The sequence below is a fragment of the Streptomyces violaceusniger Tu 4113 genome (assembly GCF_000147815.2).
GTDB classification, from domain to species: domain Bacteria; phylum Actinomycetota; class Actinomycetes; order Streptomycetales; family Streptomycetaceae; genus Streptomyces; species Streptomyces violaceusniger_A.
The window spans coordinates 9,265,629-9,287,984 of the sequence record NC_015957.1; the positions used below are offsets into that span (position 1 = coordinate 9,265,629).

The following is a 22,356-nucleotide window of genomic DNA, read 5'->3' on the forward strand; positions in this document are numbered from 1 at the left end:
TTCCACAAGGAGGTGGACGATGCCGGCCATCAAGGACGTGGCGCGGCGTGCCGGGGTCTCCGTCGCGACGGTCTCACGGGTGCTCAATGACCACCCCTCCGTTCGCCTGGACACCCGTGAACGGGTGCTCGCCGCGGTCGCCGACCTCGGCTATCGCCCCAACGCGGTGGCCCGCTCGCTGCGCACCGATCAGACCCGGACCCTGGGGCTGGTCATCAGCGATGTGCTGAATCCCTTCTTCACCGAGCTGGCCCGTTCGGTCGAGGACGCCGCCCGCGAGCTGGACTACAGCGTGATCATCGGCAACGCCGACGAGCGGCCCGAACTCCAGGACCACCATGTGCGCACCCTGATGGACCGCCGCATAGACGGACTGCTGGTCAGCCCCACCGACGGCGGCTCCCCGATGATGCTGGCCGCCGCCCGCGCCGGCACCCCCATGGTCTTCGTCGACCGCTGGATCGAGGGCGAGGGCCTGGACGCGGTGCCGGTGATCCGCACCGACGGGCGGAGCGCCATCCGCGATCTGGTGGACCATCTGTGCGCCCTGGGGCACCGCCAACTCGCGATCATCGCGGGCCCGGCGGCCACCACAACCGGCCGCGAACGGGTGGACGCCTTCCGCTCCGCCCTGCGCGAGTTCGGTCTGGCACTGTCCGAGGACCACATCGGCCAGGGGGACTTCCAGGCGGACAGCGGCCGCCGGGTGACCGCCCGCTTCCTCGATCTGCCGCAGCCCCCGGACGCGATCTTCGCCGCGGACAACCTGATGGCGCTCGGCGCGATGGACGAGATCCGCGCGCGGGGGCTGCGGGTGCCGGACGATGTGGCGCTCGCCGCGTTCGACGACATCCCCTGGTTCGTCCACACCGATCCACCGATCACCGCCGTCGCCCAGCCGACCGGAGCGCTCGGCCATGCCGCCGTACGCGCGCTGATCGACCTCGTCGAGGGGCGGCCCGCCGAGTCGGTGACCCTGTCCGCCCGTCTGGTCACCCGCCGCTCGTGCGGCGAGCCCGAAGGGAGCACACCATGAGTGCCGAGTCCGAGCGGTCCTCCCCCGACGGGGCGGAGCTGCTGCGCATGGAGGGCGTCCGTAAGACCTTCCCCGGGGTGATCGCCCTGGACGGGGTGGACTTCGATCTGCGCCGAGGCGAAGTGCACGTGCTCCTGGGCGAGAACGGCGCGGGCAAGTCCACGCTGATCAAGATGGTCTCCGGCGCGCACCGCCCCGACGGGGGCCGGATCCTGGTCGACGGCGGCCCGGTGCGCATCAACAGCGCGCAGGACGCCGAGCGGCTCGGAATCGCCACCATCTACCAGGAGTTCAACCTCGTCCCGGACCTCACCGTGGCCGAGAACATCTTCCTGGGCCGCCAGCCGCGCCGCTTCGGCATGATCGACCGCAAGGCCATGGACGAGCGCGCCGCCGAGCTGCTGGCCCGCGTCGGAGTGGACGTCGCGCCCCGGACCCGCGTCCGGGATCTCGGCATCGCCCGGCTGCAGATGGTGGAGATCGCCAAGGCGCTGAGCCTGGACGCCCGCGTCCTGATCATGGACGAGCCGACCGCCGTGCTCACCACCGAGGAGGTCGACAAGCTCTTCCGGATCGTGCGCACGCTGCGCGCGGACGGGGTGGGCGTCGTCTTCATCACCCATCACCTGGAGGAGATCGCCGCCCTGGGCGACCGCGTCACCGTGCTGCGCGACGGCCGCAGCGTCGCCCAGGTCCCGGCCACCACCGAGCAGGACGAGCTGGTGCGGCTGATGGTGGGCCGCTCCATCGAGCAGCAGTACCCACGGGAGCGCACGGACGCCGGTGACCCCCTGCTGAAGGTCCGGGGGCTCACCCGGAACGGCAGCTTCCAGGACATCGGCTTCGACGTGCGCGCCGGGGAGGTGGTGGGCCTGGCCGGGCTGGTCGGCGCGGGCCGTACGGAGGTCGTCCGGGCGCTCTTCGGCGCCGACCCGTACGACTCCGGCTCCGTCGAGGTGCTCGGCCGCCCGCTGGCCCGCCATGACGTGGTGGCCGCCATGCGGGCCGGGATCGGCCTCGTCCCCGAGGACCGTAAGGGCCAGGGCCTGGTCCTGGACGGCAGCGTCCAGGAGAACCTGGGCCTGGTCACGCTGCGCGCCGCCACCCGCGCGGGGCTCGTCGACCGGGCCGCCCAGCGGAGCGCGGCGGCCGGTGTCGCCGAGCGGCTGGCCGTCCGGATGGCCGGGCTCGACCAGCGGGTGCGCACCCTCTCGGGCGGCAACCAGCAGAAGGTCGTCATCGGCAAGTGGCTGCTCGCCGACAGCAAGGTGCTGATCCTCGACGAGCCGACCCGCGGTATCGACGTGGGCGCCAAGGTCGAGATCTACCAGCTCATCAACGAACTCACCGCGTCCGGCCACGCCGTTTTGATGATCTCCAGCGATCTGCCCGAGGTGCTGGGGATGAGCGACCGGGTCCTGGTCATGGCCCAGGGCCGGATCTCGGGCGAGCTGACCGCGCGGGAAGCGACCCAGGACGCCGTGATGGCCCTGGCAGTGAAGGACGTCAAGGGCGCCGACGAAGGAGTCGGCGGCAACGAAAAGGAGGGCTCCCGTGGCCACTGACACGCTTACGAAGGACCCCGGGGGCTCGGCGGTGCTGCGCCGCCTGCTGCTCGACAACGGCGCCCTGAGCGCCCTGGTGCTGCTGGTGGCGGCCATGTCGCTGCTGTCCGGCGACTTCCTCACCACCGGCAATCTCCTCAACGTCGGCGTCCAGGCGGCGGTCACCGCGATCCTCGCCTTCGGCGTCACCTTCGTCATCGTCTCCGCGGGGATCGATCTGTCGGTCGGCTCGGTGGCCGCGCTCTCCGCCACCGTGCTCGCCTGGTCGGCGACCTCACAGGGGCTGCCGGTGTGGATCGCCGCGCTCCTGGCCGTCGCCACCGGTGTCGCCTGCGGTCTGGTCAGCGGGGCGCTGGTCTCCTTCGGGAAGCTGCCGCCGTTCATCGCCACGCTCGCGATGCTGTCGATCGGCCGCGGCCTGGCCCTGGTGATCTCCCAGGGCAGCCCGATAGCCATCCCCGACTCGATGTCCGGCCTCGGCGACACCATCGGCGGCTGGCTGCCCATCCCGGTGCTCGTGATGATCGGCATGGGGCTGATCACCGCGGGTGTGCTGGGCCGTACGTACGCGGGCCGCGCGATGTACGCGATCGGCGGCAACGAGGAGGCCGCCCGGCTCTCCGGTATCCGGGTGACCCGCCAGAAGCTGGTCATCTACGCGCTCTCCGGCGGTTTCGCGGCCGTCGCGGGCATCGTGCTCGCCTCCCGGCTGTCCTCCGCGCAGCCGCAGGCGGCCGTCGGCTACGAACTCGACGCGATCGCCGCGGTGGTCATCGGCGGCGCGAGCCTGTCCGGTGGCGTCGGTAAGGCGTCCGGCACGCTCATCGGCGCGCTGATCCTCGCGGTGCTGCGCAACGGGCTCAACCTGCTGGAGGTCTCCCCCTTCTGGCAGCAGGTCGTCATCGGTGTCGTCATCGCGCTCGCGGTGCTGCTGGACACGCTGCGCCGACGCGCCGGGGCCGGCCCGGGCGCGCCCGGGGCCGCGGCGGGCGGATCGTCCGGTGGCGGCCGTAAGAAGGCCGTCAACGCGGGCAAGTTCGCGCTGGCCGCCGTGGTCGTGGCCGCCATCGCCGTCGGCGCCTCCGTCTGGCGCTCCGGCTCCTCCGGGGGCGCGTCCACCAAGGTCGGGCTGTCGGTCTCCACCCTCAACAACCCCTTCTTCGTGGAGTTGAAGGCGGGCGCCCAGGAGGAGGCCAAGCGCGCCGGGGTCAGCCTTACGGTCACCGACGCCCAGAACGACGCCTCCCAGCAGGCCAATCAGATTCAGAACTTCACCAGCCAGAACATGAAGTCGATCATCATCAACCCGGTCGACTCCGATGCCGCGGGCCCGTCCGTCCGGGCCGCCGACAAGGCGGGCATCCCCGTGCTGGCCGCCGACCGCGGCGTCAACAAGGCGAAGATCGCGACCCTGGTGGCCTCGGACAACATCACGGGCGGCAAGCTGGCCGCCAAGACGCTCGCCGAGCGGCTCGGAAAGAAGGGCACGATCCTGGTGCTGCAAGGCACGCCCGGCACCTCCGCCTCGCGTGAGCGCGGTAAGGGCTTCGCGGAGGGCCTCAAGGCGTACCCGGACATCAAGGTCGTCGGCAAGCAGACCGCCGACTTCGACCGGGCCAAGGGGCTGGATGTGACCACCAATCTGCTCCAGGGCCATCCCGGCATCGACGGGATCTTCGCCGAGAACGACGAGATGGCGCTCGGCGCGGTCAAGGCGCTCGGCTCCAAGGCGGGCAAGTCCGTCGACGTCGTCGGCTTCGACGGCACCCCGGACGGGCTCAAGGCCGTCGAGAACCGCAGCCTCGCCGCGACCGTCGCCCAGCAGCCGAAGGAGTTGGGCCGGATGGTGGTGCGGAATGCCGTCAAGGCGGCCAAGGGGCAGAAGATCGACGGCACGGTGAAGGTGCCGGTGAAGGTCGTCACTGCGAAGTGACAAACGAAAGGACGTGCGGATGCACGACTACGACCTGCTGGTCGTGGGGTCGGCCAACGCCGATCTGGTGATCGGAGTCGACCGCCGCCCCGGGGCCGGCGAGACCGTCCTCGGGTCCGACCTCGCGGTCCACCCGGGCGGCAAGGGGGCCAACCAGGCCGTCGCCGCCGCCCGGCTGGGGGCCCGGACGGCGCTGCTGGCCCGGGTCGGCGACGACGACTACGGCCGGCTGCTGCTGGATTCGCAAGCGAAGGCCGGGGTCGACACCGTCGGCGTCCTCGTCGGCGGCGCGCCCACCGGGGTCGCGCTGATCACGGTGGACCCCTCGGGTGACAACAGCATCGTGGTCTCCCAGGGGGCCAACGCCCGGCTGACCCCCGGCGACGTCCGGGCCGCGGCGAGCCTGCTGGCCGCGGCGCGGGTGGTCTCGCTGCAACTGGAGATCCCCCTGGAGACGGTCGCCGAGGTGGTCCGCGCGGCGGGCGCGGGCTTCGGCGGCCGCCCCGGGCCGCGGGTGGTGCTCAACCCCTCGCCGACCGCGCCGCTGCCCACCGATGTGCTGGCCGCCTGCGATCCGCTGGTGGTCAACGAGCACGAGGCGCGGTTCCTGCTGAGCGACGCCCCGGTGGGGTCCTCCGACGACCCCGAGGAGTGGGCCGACGCCCTGCTGTCGCGCGGTCCGCGCTCGGTCGTGGTGACCCTGGGCGCCGAGGGCGCGCTGGTCGCCGACGGCGACCGCACGGTGCTGGTGCCCAGTCCCGCGGTGACGGCCGTGGACACCACGGGCGCCGGGGACGCCTTCACCGGCGCGCTCGCCTGGCGCCTCGGCGTCGGCGACGACCTGCCGACGGCGGTGCGGTTCGCGGTGCGCGTGGGCGCCGCCGCGGTGACACGGGCCGGGGCGCAGGCGTCCTTCCCGAGCGCCGAGGAGGTGGCGGCGCTGTGAAGCGGTCCGGGATTCTCAACCGCCATCTGAGCGCGGGCATCGCCCTGTTGGGCCACACCGACACGGTGATGGTGTGCGACGCGGGCCTTCCGATACCCGACGGGCCGTTCGTGGTGGACCTCGCCTTCACGGCCGGGGTGCCGTCGTTCGAGCGGGTGCTCACCGGGCTGCTGGACGAGCTGGTGGTCGAACGGGCCACGGCGGCGCGGGAGGTACGCGACCACAACCCCGGGGCGACCGCCCTGCTCGACCGCCTCTTCCCGGCTCCCGCGCTGGATCTGGTCCCGCACGAGGAGCTGAAGACGATGACGGGACGGGCGAGGCTGGTGGTGCGTACGGGGGAGGCACGGCCGTACGCGAATGTGCTGCTGCGGTGCGGGGTGCCGTTCTGACGCGTGCGACGCACGGTCGTCCCCGGAGCGCGGGGCGGGACGCTTCGAGGGGCCCGGCCTTGGCCGAGCCCCTCGTCTCCCCCTCCACAGGGCTCCCTCTCAATCCCCCCGGATCCTCCCCAGGGAGCCCGATGCCAGATACGACCCGCCAGGTGCAGGAACGGTTGCACGGTTTCCGGTAGTTATCGATCCGTTATGTGACGTCGGCTCAGGGCACGGGGACGGTCGGCTCAGGGCACGGCCGGACGTCAGCTCGGGGCACGGGGGCGTCGGCCCCCGGGAGCGGTCGCGGAATTTTTTCCGGGGCGCGACAACCTCGGGTGTGGCCGCACGTCTGGTGGGGTGAAGGCGGGTTCCGGAACGGGTCCTTCGGGCCCTCGGTGCGCGCCTCCCCATCAGCGTTCGCTCAATCCTTTCGGGAGTCGTTCCGTATGCAGCACGACCGCGCCAAGAAGCCCAACCGCCGCCTGCGCCCCTGGATCCTGGGGTCGGCCGCCGGTATAGCCCTGATCGTGGGCGGGGGCATCGCCGCCCAGGCGGCCACCGGCGACCACTCCGGCCCGGCCAAGCCGGCCCCGGCGGCGTCCTCGAAGCCCGCGCCGACCAAGCCCGCGCCGACTCAGCCGCCCAGCAGCAAGCCCGAGCCCACCAAGCCGGCGCCCACCCAGCCGCCCAGCAGCAAGCCCAAGCCCACCAAGCCCGCACCGACCCAGCCGCCCACCAGCAAGCCCGAGCCCACCAAGCCCGCCCCCACCAAGGCCGGTCGCTAGCCGCAACCACGGATGGGGCGGGGCCGGTTCCGGAGCCGGCCCCGCCCCACCGATGAGGTGAACGAGGACGATGCAGCTCACTCTTGTCCTGCCCTGGTGGACCCGGCTGCTCCGCCGCGCCCGGACGACCGCCTCGACGCCGCCGGTGGAGACGGAGCGCGCCGGGCGGCGGCTGCGGGCGCTGAGGCCGGTGGGCGGCCGGGGTGACGGCGAGCCCGGCCCCACCCTGGCCGATCTGTACCAGGCCCGGCGGCTGGACATGATCCGGCTGGCGGTCTTCCTGGTGGACGACCTGCACACCGCCGAGGACGTCGTCCAGGACGCCTTCGCCGCCGTCTGCCGCCGGCACGGTTCACGGCTGGACAGCCTCCAGGACGCGCACGCCTATCTGCACACCGCCGTGGTCAACGCCGCCCGCTCGGTGCTGCGCCGACGGCGTACGGCACGCGCCTACACCCCGCCGTACCAGGGGCCGGGAGCGCCCGTGGACGAGCCGCTGCTGCTCGCCGAGGAACACCGGCAGGTCCTCGACGCGCTGGCCGAACTCACCGCGCGCCAGCGCGAGGTGCTGGTGCTGCGCTACTGGTCGGAGCTGACCGAGGCCCAGATAGCCGAAACGCTGGGCGTCTCCCGAGGCACCGTGAAGTCGACCGCGAGCCGTGCGCTCGTCACTCTGGAAAAGCTGCTGGAGGCGGCCCGATGAGCACCCCCCCACCCGTCGAGGAACGGTTGCGCGCCGCGCTCGACGCCCGTGCGCGGCTCATCGACGCCCACGAGCTGTCCCCGTACCGGCCGCCCACCGGCCCGGCCTGGGGCACCCGGCGGATCCGGCGGGTCGCATCCGCCGTCGCCGTGGCGGCGGCAGCGGCGGCGGCCGTGGCCTTCCTGCTGCTGTCCGGCTCCCCGGAGGACAACCGCCCGGCCCCGCCCGCCCGCGACCCCCGCACCTCCTCCCCGGCCACCTCGACGCCCTCGTCGAACACCTCCCCCACGTTCAAGCCCTCCCCCACCTCACCGCCCGCCCGGCCCGAGACCGTCTCCCCGGGGCGCTGACTCGACAAGCGCCGTGGCGCCGTGCGGGCTCAGGTCGATCTCGCTCCACTGCTCATCGATCACCGCGGCGGTGCGGGTATCGGTGTCGTACGGTGTCCAGCCCGGATCGCCGTCGCGGAGGAAAGCGGCCCAGGCGGTGTGCGTGCTGTCGGCCAGGCCGGGAGGCGGGCGGCCCGTGCCGAGCAGGGCGTTTTCGCCGTACAGTTCCGGCAGACCGGTCTGGTGGAAGACGAACGGCAGCTCTACGCAGTGGCATGCGCCGAGAGCGCCGTCGAAGGCGGTGGACCGCCAGGCGAACCGATAGGCGAAAGTGCGGGCCCGCCGGTGGCGGGCGTGGGCGTCGGTGAGGAGCGCACTGGCGTTCGCCAAGGTCCCGGTGATGAGATCGCCGGCCACGTCGCCGGGCCGGGACTCCGGTTCCGCCGCCCGGTAGGCGGCGAGCTGCTGCCGGGGGTTGGTGAGGCGCCGCTCGGCGACCGCCAGCAGCTCGGTCTCGCTCATCGTGGCGATGGCACCGGACGGGACGGTGTACAGGTTGGCTTCCTCCCGGTTGGTGCCGATCAGCAGATCCACGGTGGCCCCCCGGCCCTCGCGTACGGCGGCGACGGGTTGGCACTCCAGCGTCCGGCCGTCGATGACGCACCTGAAGGGGCTGTTGCCGAGCGAGGTGTCACGGGGGTCGCCCGGCCGGACGGCGACCGGGCCGATCGTCCGGAGCGCCTCGGTCAGGCGCCGGTCGTCGACCGCGCCCAGTTCCTCGGGTGTGGCCCGCACCTGCAGTGCTTCGGCCACCGCCCGGGTGGTGAGCGCCGCCTGCTCAGCGGTGATCGCGGCCGAACCGCCGCCGCTCTGGATGATCGCCCGGCTGAACAGCCGCTCGCGCTCGGCCTCCCGGTTGGCCAGCAGCGCGGCGACGATCATCGCCCCGGCGGACTGCCCCGCGACGGTCACTTTGTCGGAGGCGCCGCCGAAGGCGCCGATGTTCTCGCCCACCCAGCGGAGCGCGGCGATGACGCCGAGCAGTCCCCGGTTGGCCGGTGCGCCGGGAATATCGAGCCACCCCGCGATCCCGATGCGGTAGTTGAGGGTGACGACGATGACGCCGTTACGGGCGAAGGACGACCCGTCGTAGAGCGGTGCCTGTCCCGTTCCGGAGGTGAGCCCCCCGCCGTGCACGAAGACCAGCACCGGAAGCCCGCCCGCGGGAATCTCCGGGGTGGTGACGGTCACCGTGAGATATCCGGCGTCAGGGGCCGGGCCCGACCCTGGCCGCCGGGGCGCCCAGCCCCGTCCGAGCACAGGAGACAGATCCATGCCGCCGAACTCCGCACGTGCCGGGGCCGGCGCGGTCTCACCGGGTGCGGTCGCCTCGCGTACGCCGTCCCAGCGCGGTGCCGGAGCGGGCGCGGCGAACCTCCCGGGCCCCGTCACGGCAGCGGCATAGGGGATGGCGGTGAAAGTCCGGACACCCGCGTCGAGTGTGCCGCGCACCAGGCCACCCGTGGTGCGGACCACCGGCGCGACGCTCACGCCCGCTCCGCGAACGGGGCCCACGACTGGATGTCGTACGACGAGCCTCGACGCGATATCCGCACCGCCGACCGGCCGCGCAGATGTGCGGGGAAGACCAGCGCGTTCTGATCGGCCGCCTGGTCGAGTACGCGTCGCCGGGAAGCGCGCGCCGCGGCCGGATCCTCACAGAAGCAGCTATTGGCGTCCGGCTCGATGATCTGCACCGGGTTGTGCAGCAGATCGCCGACGAACACCGCCCGCTCATCGCCCGACCGCAGCGTCAGCACCGAGGATCCGGGAGTGTGTCCGGGCGCGTACTCCAGCCGCAGGGCGCCGTCGATGTCATGGCTGTCCTCCCACAACACGGCCTGACCGCTGCGCAGGACCGGCGCGACGCTGTCGGCGAAGGCTTTCTCGTTGACCTCTCGCGTCCGCGAGGTATGGGAGCTGCCCGGCCGCAGGAACTCGTAGTCGGCACGCGGCATCAGGTACCTGGCGTTGGGGAACGTGGGTTCCCACGCGCCGCCCACCAGCCGGGTGTTCCAGCCCACGTGGTCGGCGTGCAGATGGGTGTTGACCACCACGTCGACGTCCTCGGGCGCGACGCCGGCCGCCGCCAGTCCGACCAGGTAGTCGGTGCTCCGATGGTCGAAGAGGGGCATGGACGGACGGGCCTTGTCGTTGCCGACCCCGGTGTCCACCAGGATCGTCGCGCCTTCGCTGCGCAGGACGAAGGTCTGCATCCGGGTCATCAGCAGTCCCGCCTGATGGTCCCAGTGGTCGGGAGCGAGCCAGGAGCGATTGCCGTCCCACACCTGAGGGGGGATGTCCTCGAACATGGTGCCCGGAGGGCGGGTGGGGGTCTCGAACTCCACGACACGCGTCACGTGCACGTCGCCCAGGGTGATGGAATCCATGTCGTCCTTCGTGTGGGCCGCTCTCGCGGCTCTCTCGCGGGGAGGGATTGTCAGACCGCGCTGGTCCGGTCCTGCGCCGACCCGGCGGTCTCGGAGTGCCGGTCCCGCGCGGATCCGGTGGTCTCGGAGCGCCGGTCCCGCGCCGACCCGGCGGTCTCGGAGCCGCGCCGCCCCTGCCGGGTGGCCGGGGCGCCGGCCTGGGCGAGCAGGTGCAGCGCCGCCTGTGAGGCCGAACCGGCCTCGGCGGTGGCCACGACGGCGCGCTGCCCGGGCTCCTGGGGCAGCACCAGGCTCTGCAGATTGAGCTGCATCTGGCCGACAAGGGGATGACGCATGCGGTAGGCCGCGATATCCCAGCTCCTGACCCGGTTCTCGGACCACAGACCGGCGAACTCCGTACTCTTCATCGCCAGTTCGCCGATCAGCGTGGCCAGCATCGGGTCGTCCGGATACTGGCCGACAGCGAGCCGCAGCTTCCCCACGACCGCCCTGGCCTTCTTCGGCCAGTCCACGAACAGCTCCCGGGTGTGGGCGTCCAGGAAGACCAGCCGCGCCATGTTCGGTCGCCGGTCCGGCTGATCGGGGATGTGCGCGTCCAGATGCCCGGCGAACAAGGCGTGTCCCGTACGGTTCCAGGCCAGCACGTCGCTGCGGCGTCCCAGCACGAGCGCGGGTGCGTCACCGAACGCCGCGAGCAACTGCCGGGTCGTGTCGCCCGCGTGCTCGGGCGCCAGCCTGCGGCGCTTTCCGCCGCGCCGCGTGGCGTGAGCCAGATCGTGCAGGTGGGCCTGTTCCACCTCATCCAGACCGAGGGCACGGGCAAGAGCGTCCAGCACCTCGGGCGACGCGTTGAGCGACACCCCCTGCTCCAGCCGGGTGTAGTAGGACAGGCTCACCCCCGCCAACTGGGCCAGCTCATCCCGTCGCAGCCCGGGCACGCGCCGTCGTTCTCCGAAATCGGGGAGTCCCACATCCGCCGGCCGCAACTGCGCCCGACGCATCTGCAGGAACTCACCCAACCGCAGCTTCTTGTCCATGCGGCCGAGTATGAAGGCCCCGGCGCCGCGCAGCCTGACGCTGTCAGTGCCACGCAACTGCCTGCCCCTGGCAGGGGCAGGCAGGACGATCCGGCAGCCGCCACACTCGAAGCCACGAGCCCGGCACCCGGCCCCATCACGGATGGGAGCCGACCCGCGTCATACGGCACCCACCCCGGTTCGACGACGTGGTCGTCGTCGTTTCCACGAGGCGCTCGCCTTCGCTTGTACGTGCTGTCAATCGCCGTTCAGCCAGGGCTTTTTCGAGAGAGGGATACCCATGAGACTGACGCTTTCCGCGATCGCCGTGGTCGTTGCCGCGGTGACGACGGCCGGCACGGCCCTGACCACCACCACCGCGGCCCATGCCCCCCGCCACCAGCACATCCGGGTGTCCGGCGACATCCAGCCATGCCCGGTGCACACCATCGACGCCAAGGGCCCGAGGGTGTTCCCCCACTCCGTGGACTACGACGCGCGGACGGGGAAGTTCGTGGTGGGTTCGCTGGCGCACAGCACCATCTCCACGGTCGGCCGGGACGGGACCGTGCGCACCCTCGTCGACGACAAGGACCTGGTGTCCGTCCAGGCGGTCCGCGTCGACTCCAGGCGACACCGCGTACTGGCCACCAACGTGGACTACGGACTCGCCGACCGCTCCGCACCGTCCACCAAGCTGAGTGTCGCCGGTGTCGCGAGCTACGACGCGACCACGGGGCGCCGGCACTGGTACGTCGACCTGAACAAGGTCGCAGACGACGGCAAGCAGCACCTGCTGGCCGATGTGACGGTGGCTCCGGACGGCACGGCGTACGCCGTCGACCAGTTGACCCCGACGGTGTTCCGGATCGACCGCCATGGGCGGGCCTCCGTCCTGCTGCGGAACGATCTCCTGGCCGGGACGGTGGACATTCCGGACTTCCTGACCGGTGTGGGCCAGACCGCCGTGGCATGGATGCCGGGGGACGTCCTGATCATCGCCAAGGCGGACGGCTCCCTGGTGCGGGTGCCCACCCGTCACCCCGAGCAGGCCGGTGCGGTCCGGCTTTCCGGCAAGCTCGCCGCTCTCACCGCGGGCCTTCGGGTCCTGCCGGACGGCTCGCTCGCCGCGGTCAGCAGTGGGCTGCTCAGCGGGAAGGCCGCCGTGGTGCAACGGGTGCGTCCCGTTGACCACTGGACGTCGGCCGCTGTGACCGTCACCGACACCGTCACCGACCCGGTCACCAGCGGCGTCTCGGCCGGCCCGCGAGGCTCGACGTACGCGCTCAGCGGTGGCCTGGCCGCACTGCTGATGGGCAAGCCCAACGACGGATTCACCCTGCGCCCGGTCACCGTCAAGTGACCCCGGCCCGCCCGCCGGCCCCTCACCTCACCTGAGTCTCCGCCTGCCGGAACCCTCCGCGACAGCGATGCGGCAGGCGACCGGAAACCGCCCACGATCTGTGGCACACACGAAAGGAATCACCATGTCCGCGCTCTACACCACTGAGGCCGTCTCGACCGGTGACGGCCGAAACGGGGAAGTCCGCTCCATCGACGGAGTACTCGACGAGATGCTCGCCATCCCGGAGGAGATGGGCGGCCCCGGCGGCAGCAAGACCAACCCCGAGCAGCTTTTCGCCGCCGGGTACGCCGCCTGCTTCCACAACGGACTCCGGCTGATCGCGGGCCAGCAGAAGGTGCGGCTGACCGAGTCGGCGGTCCAGTCCACGGTGAGCCTGTTCGCCCTCGACAGCGGCGGGTTCAACCTGGCCGTCACGCTGACGGCGCACCTGCCCGGCCTGGACCAGACCACGGCCGACCAACTGGTGCGGACCACGCACGAGGTGTGCCCGTACTCCAATGCCACCCGAGGCAACATCGACGTGGTTCTCCAGGCCACGGTCTGACCCGGGACGTCACGCCTGTCGCCCCAGCGGACATCGGCGGGCCCGGAGCCGGGCACGACCGGCTCCGGGTCAGCGCGCCTCGCAGCGGGGACGTTCGCCACACCGCGGCCCGCGCGATGGACTCAGAGCACCAGCGCCCGATAGCGGTCGGCGACCTCCGCCAGGACCTCCGCGCCGTCCCGGGCCCAGAGGTCCGGGTTGAAGATCTCCACCTCGATCGGGCCGGTGTAGCCCGCGGCGTCGACCTGTTCGCGGAACCAACGGAAGTCCACCGATCCGTCGCCCAGTTGGCCCCGGCCCAGGAGGACGCCCTCCGGGAGGGGCGTGATCCAGTCGGCGAGCTGGAAGGCGGCGATGCGGCCGCCCGCGCCCGCGCGGGCGATCTGGGTGGCCACGGTGTCGTCCCACCACAGGTGGTAGGTGTCCACGATCACGCCCACCCGGTCCGCCGGGAAGCGCTCGGCCAGGTCGAGGGCCTGGGCGAGGGTGGAGACCACACAGCGGTCGGCGGCGTACATGGGGTGCAGGGGCTCGATGGCCAGGCGGACGCCGTGGTCGGCGGCGTACGGGGCCAGCTCCCCCAGCGCGTCGGCGATGCGCTCGCGGGCGGCGAAGAGGTCGCGGCTGCCGGGCGGGAGGCCGCCGGAGACCAGGACGAGGGTGTCGGTGCCCAGGGTCGCGGCCTCGTCGATGGCCTTACGGTTGTCGGCCAGGGCCGTGGCGCGTGCCTCGGGGTCGATCGCGGTGAAGAAGCCGCCCCGGCACAGGCTGGTGACGGTCAGGCCCGCGTTCCGCACCAGTTCGGCGGCGGCCGCCACGCCGTACTTCTGGACCGGCTCGCGCCACAGGCCCACGTCCGTGACGCCCGCCTTGACGCAGCCCTCCGTCAGTTCGGGCAGCGACCACTGCTTGATCGTTTCCTGGTTGAGGCTCAGCCGGGACACGGCGCTCATCGGGCGACTCCGTACACGGACAGCAGGTCTTTCATCCGGGATTCGGCCAGCGCCGGGTCCGGGAACAGGCCGAGACCGTCCGCCAGTTCGTACGCCCGCGCCAGATGCGGCAGCGAGCGGGCCGACTGGAGGCCGCCGACCATCGTGAAGTGCGACTGGTGGCCCGCCAGCCAGGCCAGCAGCACCACGCCCGTCTTGTAGTAGCGGGTCGGGGTCTGGAAGAGGTGGCGGGAGAGCTCCACCGTCGGGTCCAGCAGGGCCCGGAAGGCGGTGGCGTCGCCGGTGTCCAGCCTGCGCACGGCCTCGGCCGCCAGCGGGCCCAGCGGGTCGAAGATGCCGAGCAGGGCGTGGCTGAAGCCCTGGTCGTCGCCCTCGATCAGCTCGGGGTAGTGGAAGTCGTCGCCCGTGTAGCAGCGCACCCCGTCCGGCAGTTTGCGCCGCAGGTCGATCTCTCGCTGGGCGTCCAGCAGGGAGACCTTGATGCCGTCGACCTTGTCGGGGTGGGCGGCGATGACGTCGAGGAAGGTGCGGGTGGCGGCGTCCAGGTCGGTGCTGCCCCAGTAGCCCTCCAGGGCCGGGTCGAACATCGGGCCCAGCCAGTGCAGGATCACCGGCTCGGCGGACTGGCGCAGCAGATGGCCGTAGACCTCGGAAAAGTCCTCGGGGCCCTTGGCCACCGCGCACAGGGCGCGCGAGGCCATCAGGATGGCCCGGGCGCCGGACTCCTCGCAGACGGCGAGCTGTTCCTCGTAGGCGGCCCGGACCTCGGCCACGCTGTAGGGGTAGCCGATCTCGGTGGCGGAGAGCTGGTCGGTGCCGACGCCGCAGGCGATCCGGCCGCCGACCGCCTTGGCCTCGGCCGCCGAGCGGCGGATCAGCTCGGCGGCGGCCGCCCAGTCCAGGCCCATGCCGCGCTGGGCGGTGTCCATGGCCTCGGCCACGCCCAGCCCGTGCGACCACAGATGGCGGCGGAAGGCCAGAGTGGCGTCCCAGTCGACGGCGGCCGGGCTGTCGGGGGTCACATCGGCGTACGGGTCGGCCACCACATGGGCGGCCGAGAAGACGACGCGGGAGGTGAAGGGGGCCCCGGGGGTGAGCGACAGCGGCTCGGTGCGGGGTTCGTAGGGGCGGGTCGTGCCGCCCGGCACGGGGAGGTGGAGAGTCACAGGCTCAGCTCCGGTACGTCGAGACGGCGGCCCTCGGCCGACGACTTCAGGCCCAGCTCGGCGAGCTGGACGCCGCGCGCACCGGCCAGCAGGTCCCAGCGCCAGGGCTCGTCGAGCGCGACATGGCGCAGGAAGAGCTCCCACTGCGCCTTGAAGCCGTTGTCGAACTCCTCGTTGTCCGGCACCTCCTGCCACTGCTCGCGGAAGGACTCGGTGGCGGGCAGGTCGGGGTTCCAGACCGGCTTGGGGGTGGCCGAGCGGTGCTGGGCGCGGCAGTTGCGCAGCCCCGCGACGGCCGAGCCCTCGGTGCCGTCGACCTGGAACTCGACCAGCTCGTCGCGGTTCACCCGAACCGCCCAGGAGGAGTTGATCTGGGCGATGGCGCCGCCCTCGAGCTGGAAGACGCCGTAGGCCGCGTCGTCGGCGGTGGCCTCGTACGGCTTGCCCTGCTCGTCCCAGCGGGTCGGGATGTGGGTGGTGGCCTGCGCCTGGACGGTGCGCACGGCGCCGAACAGCTCGTGGAGCACGTACTCCCAGTGCGGGAACATGTCGACAACGATGCCGCCGCCGTCCTCGGACCGGTAGTTCCAGGAGGGCCGCTGGGCGCTCTGCCAGTCGCCCTCGAAGACCCAGTAGCCGAACTCCCCGCGCACCGAAAGGATTCTGCCGAAGAAGCCGCCGTCGATGAGGCGCTTGAGCTTCAGCAGCCCCGGCAGGAAGATCTTGTCCTGGACGACCCCGTGCTTGACGCCCGCCGCCTCGGCGAGCCGGGCCAGCTCCAGGGCGCCCGCCAGACCGGTGGCGGTCGGCTTCTCGGTGTAGATGTGCTTGCCGGCCGCGACGGCCTTCTTGATGGCCTCCTCGCGGGCGGCGGTGACCTGGGCGTCGAAGTAGATGTCGACGCGGTCGTCCGCGAGCACGGCGTCCAGGTCGGTCGAGACATCCGCGACCGGGTCGAGGCCATGGCGCTCGGCCATCTCCTTGAGCACGTGCTCCCGGCGGCCGACGAGCAGCGGCTCGGGCCACAGCACGGTGCCGTCGCCGAGGTCCAGGCCGCCCTGTTCGCGAAGGGCGAGGAGAGAGCGGACGAGGTGCTGGCGGTAGCCCATCCGGCCGGTCACACCGTTCATGGCGATCCGCACTGTCTTGCGTGTCACCTGGTCTCCTTCGAGAGATGCCCCCGCCTTCAGGCGGAGGAGGAATCGAACCCCTGCAGATCGGGGCAAGGAAGGGGAATTCGCCTCCAGGGGCGAAATCCCACCCATACGATCGGGTAAGGTATGTGTCGTGCGTTGCGAGAACCAAGCACGCACAACGTGCTGAGCGAGAACCAAGCCAGCGCAACCCAACGCTTTCGGGCAGCCGGGCAGGTTCCGTCCCGGCTGGCGCTGAGGGAGTAAGACCTTTCAGGTCGCTGACTTGCGGGGCTTCCTGAGCCAGGAATCCCCCTGCTTCAGCTGGGGGGAGGGTTCAAGTGGGTTCTTCTCCTCACGTGACAGTAAGCGCTTTCTAATGCTCAACGCTAGCTGCCCCGCCCCACCCCTGTACAGACCGAACACAGGGGCGGGAAGGGGCCGGTCAGCGCTTCAGCGCAGCGTCAGCCGATAGCGCAGGGGCGAACGCCCGGTGATCAGGACCCGCTGTCCCGCCGGGGTCAGATCGCCGCCCATCCAGCTATAGCGCTCGCCGGAGTCCACGACGGCGGGCTGGCGCGGGCCGCTGCCGTTGCCGGGCCCAAAGGTGATCACGTCATCGCCCGCCGTATATGTCCCGTACCCCTTGACCAGCGCATACGTGTCCTTCTGGCCGGGCACGGGGTCGGCCCCGGTCAGCTTTCCGCCGCTGCGGAAGCACAGTTCGAGGGCGAACGGGACCTCGGACTCGCCGATGTGGAGGTCCAGGTTCCAGCCGCCGTCGGCCTCCGCGATCCGTATCTCGGTGCGCAGGGTGCGCCACTCCTTGGGGCGGTGTGGAAAGTCCATCGCGGACCAGAACCGGCCGTCGTCGGTCAGCGGATACCGCCCGTCGGGGCGGCGGTGCTGGGGCGGCAGCGGCAGATGGTATCCGGCCCGCACCTCGGCCCACAGCCGCCAGCCGTCCGCCGTGGCTTCCACGTCCTCGGCCCGGAAGTGGCCGAGCGAGAAGAACTGCGGGGACAGCCGGAGCGAGTCCAGGATGGCCGCGCCCTTGCGCCATTTGAAGAACGTCGGGTTGGTGGACAGACCCGAGGAGATCGCGTGCACGTCGGGGAAGTCGGTGCCGCCGAAGATCGTGGTCCGCGTCCTCCCCTTCGCGATCCGCACCAGCCCGCAGTCCCGGTCGTGGAAGGTGAACTCCCCGGGCACCCCGGTGGCCTTGGGCAGCGGCGCGGCCAGCTCCGGATGGTCCAGCACCTCGGCCAGGAAGTCCCCCAGCGGGGTCTCGTCGAAGGTCTGGTCCGCCCCGCGCCGCTGGATGGTGGCGGCGACGGCCGCGAACCGCCCGTCCCGCTCCCGCAGCGCCAGCGCCCGGAACTGCAGCCAGTACTCGGACAGATGCTTGAGGGACTTCTGGTCCTGGCGGCGCGAATGCACCGTCTCCACCTCGCCGCCCGGCTCCAGGAGGTGCAGGGTGGCTTCCAGATTGCGGCGCACGGGGTCGTACAGCCGCGGGCGCTCGGTGAGCCGGGCCAGGGTCAGCAGCGAGGGGTTGGTGACGATGGGCGCGTAGGTGGCGCTGCGCTCGCTGTACTGGCCGCTGTCGTACTGGTCGATGCCCTCGGCCAGCCAGGCGTCGATACGGCGGGCGTAGCGGGCGTCGGGCCAGAAGGAGTTGATCCTGGCCAGCGCGGCGCACACCTTCCAGCGGTGGTTGGGGGTGTGCACCCCGCCGGTGGACAGGCCCTTGCCCGCCTTGAGCAGAATCGTCTTCAAGGTGGCGCGGATCGCGCGGGTGCCGCTGTGGCCGTCCGCGTCCAGCAGGCCGTACACCAGGCCCAGATCGACGATCGAGAAGGCGGTGTCCGGGGGCGAGTGGACCGCACCCTGGTCGTACAGGCCGTCGTCGAACTGGGCGGCGGCCAGGGCGTCCACGAGCCGGGTCATCGGCGCGATCAGCGCGCCGTCGTGGTGGTGGGCGGCGTCGCCCCACACATGCACGGAGGTGAGCAGCCGCAGGCTCCGGGCGGCGGGGCGGGCCTGGCCGAGGTTGTTGAGCTGGTCGAGGACCGCGTCGAGCCCGTCCACGACCTCGGCCACCCGGGCGTCGGCCGCCTCGGTGAGCAGGGCCAGGAACGGCTTGTCGACCCGGCCCGCGGCGGAGGCCCGGCCCTCGGCCGAGGCGGCACCCGGAGCGCCGACGGACAGCAGCCCGCCCGCGACGGCGGTCCCGGCGAGAAAGTGACGGCGGGGCAGGGGCGTCATCGGTGGTGCTCCGTGGCTCTCAAAGGTGGTGCTCCGTGGCTCTGGCGGCGATCGCGAGGGGGCCGGGGACGAGGAAGAGCAGCGGCGGATAGGCCCAGGCGCAGACGGCGGCGGTGGCGACGGCCAGCAGCAGCACGCCGCTCGCCCGGGGCCCGCGCACGCTGTCGTACGCCGCCGAGCGCAGCGCGGTACGCCAGCTCGTCGCCGACTCGGGGCGGGCGCAGGCCCGCAGATAGACGACGGCGAGCAGTCCGGCCACGGCGAGCAGCGCGGGCCGGAAGAGCACCGCGCCCGGCAGCCCCGCGCCCGCCGCGAGCGCGTTGAACAGCAGCAGGGCGCCGCCGGCCAGCAGCCCCGCCCCGGCCAGCAGATCGCCGGTGCGCAGCCGCCTCCGCAGCGCGCGGAGATAGCCGCCCGCCGTGGTGGGCGCGTCCTGGCGCACCCGCCGGTCCAGGACGGCGCAGGCCGTGGACATGGCGGCCGGGGCGGTGATCAGCGGCAGCGAGGCGGCGGCCGTGGCCAGGCCCACCGCCAGGACGTCGGCGAAGAGCGCGAAGCGCGGGCCGAACAGCTCGCCGGGTTCACGTCTGGTGGCGGTGTCCATGGCCGGTCACCCCTTCAGTCCGGAGCTGGCCATGCCCTCGACCAGGAATCGCTGGAACGCGAGGAAGAAGAGCACGATGGGCAGCAGGGCGAACACGGACATCGCGAACATCGGGCCGAAGGCCGACTGGCTGGAGGCGTCCACGAAGGACCGCAGGGCCAGGGTCAGGGTGAACTTCTCCGGCTCGAAGAGATAGATGAGCTGGGTGAAGAAGTCGTTCCAGGTCCAGATGAAGGTGAAGATCGCGGTGGTGATCAGGGCGGGCCGGGTCAGCGGCAGGATGACGCTGAAGAACGAGCGGAAGGGCCCGCAGCCGTCGATCCGCGCAGCCTCCTCCAGCTCACGCGGCAGTCCGCGCATGAACTGCACGATGAGGAAGACGAAGAAGGCGTCGGTGGCCAGGAACTTCGGCAGGATCATCGGCCAGTAGGTGTTCACCATGCCGAGCTGGTTGAAGATGATGTACTGCGGAATGAGGATGGCGTGGTGCGGCAGCATGATCGTCGCGATCATGAACGCGAAGAGCGGACCGCGCATCCTGAACCGCAGCCGCGCGAAGGCGTACGCGGCGAGCGAGCAGCTTATGACGTTGCCGAGCACCGCGCCGCACGCGATGAGCAGCGAGTTCCACAGCAGCCGTCCGACGCTGACCTCGTTCACCCCGTCCAGGGCGGTGGAGTAGTTGCTCCATTCGAAGTGGCTGGGCAGCAGCTTGAGGCTGGCGATGACCTCGTCGGCGGGCTTGAACGAGGTCGCCAGCAGCCAGGCCAGCGGATAGAGCATCACCAGCAGCACGGCGATCAGGCAGGCGTGCAGCGCGATCCGGCCGGCGGGCCGCCGCCGCGCCGCCGGGGCGGCCGGGGCGGTGGAGATCGGGGCGGTGGTCATCGGGCCCCCTCGTTGTTGTCGTTGGCGTAGAAGACCCAGGCCCGGGAGGTGCGGAAGAGGACCGCGGTGACGACCCCGATGGCCAGCAGCAGCGCCCAGGCCATGGCGGAGGCGTAGCCCATATGGGAGGCGGTGAAGCCGCGGTCGTAGAGGTAGAGCGTGTAGACCAGCGTGGAGTCGGCGGGTCCGCCCTTGCCCGCGCTGACCGCGAAGGCGGGGGTGAAGACCTGGAACGCCTGGATCATCTGGAGCACCAGGTTGAAGAAGAGCACCGGGGAGAGCATCGGGATGGTGATGGAGCGGAACTGCCGCCACCAGGAGGCCCCGTCGACCGCCGCCGCCTCGTACAGCTCGACGGGTATCTGCTGGAGCCCGGCCAGGAAGATCACCATGGGGGCGCCGAACTGCCAGATGGTCAGCAGCGCGACCGACAGGATGGCCCAGCCCGGCTTGTTGATCCAGCCGCCGATGTCGATGCCCATGCCGGAGAGCAGGTTGTCCACCGAGCCGCCGTCGTTGAAGATCGCCCGCCAGACCAGGGCGATGGACATCGACGCACCGAGCAGCGAGGGCGCGTAGAACGCCGAGCGGTAGAAGCCCTTGCCGCGCTTGACCGACTTCAGCGCGATGGCGACGGCGAGCGCCATGGCGAGCTGCAGCGGCACCGCGATCACGACATACGTCAGGGTCGTGATGACCGACCGCCAGTAGCGGGGGTCCTCGGTGAACATCTGCGTGTAGTTGCGGAAGCCGATCCACTGGGGCGCGTCGAACATGTCGTAGTCGGTGAACGACAGATACAGGGACACGGCCATGGGCAGCAGCGTCAGCACGGCGGCGCCGAGCACCCATGGGGACAGGAACACCCAGGCGGCCCCCTGCCGCTCGCGCTTCGGCGCCCGCCTGCCGCCGGTGGCGGGGGGCGCGGCGTCCTGGGGGCGGGTCGCGGTCGCGGTCATTGCCTCAGCTCCGCCTTCGCCTCGGTGATGTAGTTCTTTGCCGCCTCGCGCGGCGACAGGCGCTCGTAACTGACCTGGTCGTAGTCGCGCGAGAAGGTGCCCTGCAGTGAGGTGTCACCCTTGGGCGGCGCGGGCGGCGGGTCCTTCAGCTTGCCCTCGAACTGCTTCTGGTAGGTGGAGATGACCTGGTCGAAGCCCTCCAGCTTGGGCAGGACGCCCTGCCGGATGGCGTCGTTGGCCGGGATGCCGCGGGAGGCGCCGAGGATGGCGCCCGCCTCCTTGTCGTTGAGCAGGAAGTCGATGAACTGGGCCGCCTGCTTGGGGTGTCCGGTCTTGGCCGAGGCGCCGAAGAACATCGACGGTTTGAAGTACTGCCCGGGGGTGCCGTCCTCGCCGACCGGGAACGGTGCCAGCTTCAGCCCCTCGCCGACGATGGCCGAATAGCCGCTGACGGGGGCGTCCCAGTTGAAGTCGGCGACGGACTTCAGCCGGCCCAGCGGAGTGTTCTCCACCGTGCCGTCCATCTGGGTGGTCTGCTCGGCGGACGAGACCGCGCCCTCCTTACGGAGCTTCGTGCACCACTCCCAGTAACGCGTCAGATCGTCGGCGGTGAAGCCGAGCTTCTCGTCCTTGGCGTAGAGGGACTTGCCCCGGCTGCGCAGCCAGATCTCGAAGACGTCCTCGCTCTGGCCCGGGTCGGTGGAGCCGACCCGCCCCTGTGTCGCCGGGGACGCCGCCAGCTTGCGCATCGCATCGGCCCAGTCGTCCCAGGTCCAGGTCAGGGTGGGTGCGGGGACGCCCGCCTTGCGCCACAGCGTGGCGTCGTACGCCATCGTCTCGGTGCCGCGGGCCACCGGGAGCGCGTACTGCTCGCCGTCCACCACTCCGGTGGCCAGCAGCCCCTTGTCGATCTCCGAGGTGCGCAGCTCGGGGTGTTTGCCGAGGTTCAGCAGGATGCCGGAGGTGGCGTACTGGTTGATCTGCCGGTAGTCGAGCTGCATCACATCGGGGGCGTCGCCGCCCGCCGCCTGCGTGGCCAGCTTCGCCTTGTAGGTGTCGAAGCCCGCGAAGGACGTGCTGATGTCGATGTCGGGGTGGCGCTCCTCGAAGAGCCCCACGGCCTCTTCGGTGCGGGCGGCCCGGTCGGGGTTTCCCCACCAGGTGAACCGCAGGCTGACCTTGCCGCCCGAGCCGCCGCCGCCATCGCCGCCGCAGCCCGTGAGGGTCCCCCCGAGCGTGAGCACGAGAGCCAGGGCGCAGGACGCCTTTGTCCTGTTTCTGCGCATACCGGAGCCGACCTCCCTCCTGAATTGTCCGCCCAGCGTATGAGCGTGC

Annotated in this window: 21 protein-coding genes; 10 read left to right on the forward strand and 11 right to left on the reverse strand. The window is 71.6% G+C overall.

Features of this window, described 5'->3' with window-relative positions; translation table 11 throughout:
• Nucleotides 1-19 precede the first annotated feature (19 nt).
• The 8 genes from STRVI_RS37710 (at nucleotide 20) to STRVI_RS37745 (ending at nucleotide 7,695) form a co-directional block, all read left to right on the forward strand.
• Nucleotides 20-1,036, forward strand: coding sequence for a LacI family DNA-binding transcriptional regulator (locus tag STRVI_RS37710; protein WP_014060820.1), 1,017 nt, complete (start codon nucleotides 20-22; stop codon nucleotides 1,034-1,036).
• Nucleotides 1,033-2,601 (forward strand): sugar ABC transporter ATP-binding protein, encoded by a 1,569-nt coding sequence (locus STRVI_RS37715; RefSeq protein ID WP_014060821.1) that lies wholly within the window; start codon nucleotides 1,033-1,035, stop codon nucleotides 2,599-2,601. The genes STRVI_RS37710 and STRVI_RS37715 overlap by 4 nt, the downstream gene beginning before the upstream one ends.
• Nucleotides 2,591-4,534 carry an ABC transporter permease/substrate-binding protein gene (locus STRVI_RS37720; protein ID WP_014060822.1) on the forward strand — a complete coding sequence of 648 codons (1,944 nt, stop codon included), beginning with the start codon at nucleotides 2,591-2,593 and terminating at the stop codon, nucleotides 4,532-4,534. The genes STRVI_RS37715 and STRVI_RS37720 overlap by 11 nt, the downstream gene beginning before the upstream one ends.
• 19 nt (nucleotides 4,535-4,553) lie before the next feature.
• Nucleotides 4,554-5,480, forward strand: a complete 927-nt coding sequence (gene rbsK / locus STRVI_RS37725) for a ribokinase (protein ID WP_014060823.1) — start codon at nucleotides 4,554-4,556, stop codon at nucleotides 5,478-5,480.
• Nucleotides 5,477-5,872, forward strand: a complete 396-nt coding sequence (rbsD, locus tag STRVI_RS37730; protein WP_014060824.1) for a D-ribose pyranase — start codon at nucleotides 5,477-5,479, stop codon at nucleotides 5,870-5,872. The genes rbsK and rbsD overlap by 4 nt, the downstream gene beginning before the upstream one ends.
• A 431-nt stretch (nucleotides 5,873-6,303) precedes the next feature.
• Nucleotides 6,304-6,642, forward strand: a complete 339-nt coding sequence (locus STRVI_RS37735; protein ID WP_014060825.1) for a hypothetical protein — start codon at nucleotides 6,304-6,306, stop codon at nucleotides 6,640-6,642.
• 70 nt (nucleotides 6,643-6,712) lie between these two features.
• Nucleotides 6,713-7,345: a SigE family RNA polymerase sigma factor gene (locus STRVI_RS37740; protein ID WP_014060826.1), complete on the forward strand. Its 633-nt coding sequence runs from the start codon at nucleotides 6,713-6,715 to the stop codon at nucleotides 7,343-7,345.
• On the forward strand, nucleotides 7,342-7,695 hold the full coding sequence (locus STRVI_RS37745) for a hypothetical protein (RefSeq protein WP_014060827.1): 354 nt from the start codon (nucleotides 7,342-7,344) through the stop codon (nucleotides 7,693-7,695). The genes STRVI_RS37740 and STRVI_RS37745 overlap by 4 nt, the downstream gene beginning before the upstream one ends.
• Here STRVI_RS37745 and STRVI_RS37750 read toward each other — a convergent pair.
• The 3 genes from STRVI_RS37750 to STRVI_RS37760 are packed head-to-tail and all read right to left on the reverse strand — an operon-like array spanning nucleotide 7,654 to nucleotide 11,161.
• Nucleotides 7,654-9,225 (reverse strand): carboxylesterase/lipase family protein, encoded by a 1,572-nt coding sequence (locus STRVI_RS37750; RefSeq protein WP_014060828.1) that lies wholly within the window; start codon nucleotides 9,223-9,225, stop codon nucleotides 7,654-7,656. The two genes, STRVI_RS37745 and STRVI_RS37750, sit on opposite strands and share 42 nt — an antisense overlap.
• The gene (locus STRVI_RS37755) at nucleotides 9,222-10,124 is read right to left on the reverse strand and encodes an MBL fold metallo-hydrolase (protein ID WP_014060829.1); all 903 of its coding nucleotides are present in this window, start codon (nucleotides 10,122-10,124) and stop codon (nucleotides 9,222-9,224) included. Before STRVI_RS37755 ends, STRVI_RS37750 begins: the two co-directional genes overlap by 4 nt.
• A 50-nt stretch (nucleotides 10,125-10,174) precedes the next feature.
• Complete coding sequence (locus STRVI_RS37760) at nucleotides 10,175-11,161, reverse strand: helix-turn-helix domain-containing protein (protein WP_050994081.1); 987 nt, start codon at nucleotides 11,159-11,161, stop codon at nucleotides 10,175-10,177.
• 280 nt (nucleotides 11,162-11,441) lie between these two features.
• Between STRVI_RS37760 and STRVI_RS37765 the strand changes: the two genes are divergently transcribed.
• Both STRVI_RS37765 and STRVI_RS37770 read left to right on the forward strand, forming a co-directional pair.
• Nucleotides 11,442-12,503, forward strand: a complete 1,062-nt coding sequence (locus STRVI_RS37765) for a hypothetical protein (RefSeq protein ID WP_014060831.1) — start codon at nucleotides 11,442-11,444, stop codon at nucleotides 12,501-12,503.
• A gap of 124 nt (nucleotides 12,504-12,627) precedes the next feature.
• Complete coding sequence (locus STRVI_RS37770) at nucleotides 12,628-13,050, forward strand: organic hydroperoxide resistance protein (RefSeq protein ID WP_014060832.1); 423 nt, start codon at nucleotides 12,628-12,630, stop codon at nucleotides 13,048-13,050.
• Nucleotides 13,051-13,172: 122 nt separating this feature from the next.
• On the opposite strand, the gene STRVI_RS37775 is transcribed toward STRVI_RS37770, so the two are convergent.
• From STRVI_RS37775 to STRVI_RS37810, 8 genes are all read right to left on the reverse strand, one after another.
• Nucleotides 13,173-14,003 carry a sugar phosphate isomerase/epimerase family protein gene (locus tag STRVI_RS37775; RefSeq protein WP_014060833.1) on the reverse strand — a complete coding sequence of 277 codons (831 nt, stop codon included), beginning with the start codon at nucleotides 14,001-14,003 and terminating at the stop codon, nucleotides 13,173-13,175.
• Nucleotides 14,000-15,169 carry a dihydrodipicolinate synthase family protein gene (locus tag STRVI_RS37780; protein ID WP_014060834.1) on the reverse strand — a complete coding sequence of 390 codons (1,170 nt, stop codon included), beginning with the start codon at nucleotides 15,167-15,169 and terminating at the stop codon, nucleotides 14,000-14,002. The genes STRVI_RS37775 and STRVI_RS37780 overlap by 4 nt, the downstream gene beginning before the upstream one ends.
• Nucleotides 15,166-16,326 carry a Gfo/Idh/MocA family protein gene (locus STRVI_RS37785; protein ID WP_014060835.1) on the reverse strand — a complete coding sequence of 387 codons (1,161 nt, stop codon included), beginning with the start codon at nucleotides 16,324-16,326 and terminating at the stop codon, nucleotides 15,166-15,168. Before STRVI_RS37785 ends, STRVI_RS37780 begins: the two co-directional genes overlap by 4 nt.
• A 429-nt stretch (nucleotides 16,327-16,755) precedes the next feature.
• Complete coding sequence (locus STRVI_RS37790) at nucleotides 16,756-18,570, reverse strand: hypothetical protein (protein WP_014060836.1); 1,815 nt, start codon at nucleotides 18,568-18,570, stop codon at nucleotides 16,756-16,758.
• Between the two features lie 19 nt (nucleotides 18,571-18,589).
• The gene (locus STRVI_RS37795) at nucleotides 18,590-19,174 is read right to left on the reverse strand and encodes a hypothetical protein (protein WP_014060837.1); all 585 of its coding nucleotides are present in this window, start codon (nucleotides 19,172-19,174) and stop codon (nucleotides 18,590-18,592) included.
• 6 nt (nucleotides 19,175-19,180) lie between these two features.
• On the reverse strand, nucleotides 19,181-20,062 hold the full coding sequence (locus tag STRVI_RS37800; protein WP_014060838.1) for a carbohydrate ABC transporter permease: 882 nt from the start codon (nucleotides 20,060-20,062) through the stop codon (nucleotides 19,181-19,183).
• Entirely contained in the window at nucleotides 20,059-21,021 is a 963-nt protein-coding gene (locus STRVI_RS37805) for a carbohydrate ABC transporter permease (RefSeq protein ID WP_014060839.1), read from the reverse strand. Before STRVI_RS37805 ends, STRVI_RS37800 begins: the two co-directional genes overlap by 4 nt.
• Nucleotides 21,018-22,307: an ABC transporter substrate-binding protein gene (locus STRVI_RS37810; RefSeq protein WP_014060840.1), complete on the reverse strand. Its 1,290-nt coding sequence runs from the start codon at nucleotides 22,305-22,307 to the stop codon at nucleotides 21,018-21,020. The genes STRVI_RS37805 and STRVI_RS37810 overlap by 4 nt, the downstream gene beginning before the upstream one ends.
• Between the last annotated feature and the right edge of the window lie 49 nt (nucleotides 22,308-22,356).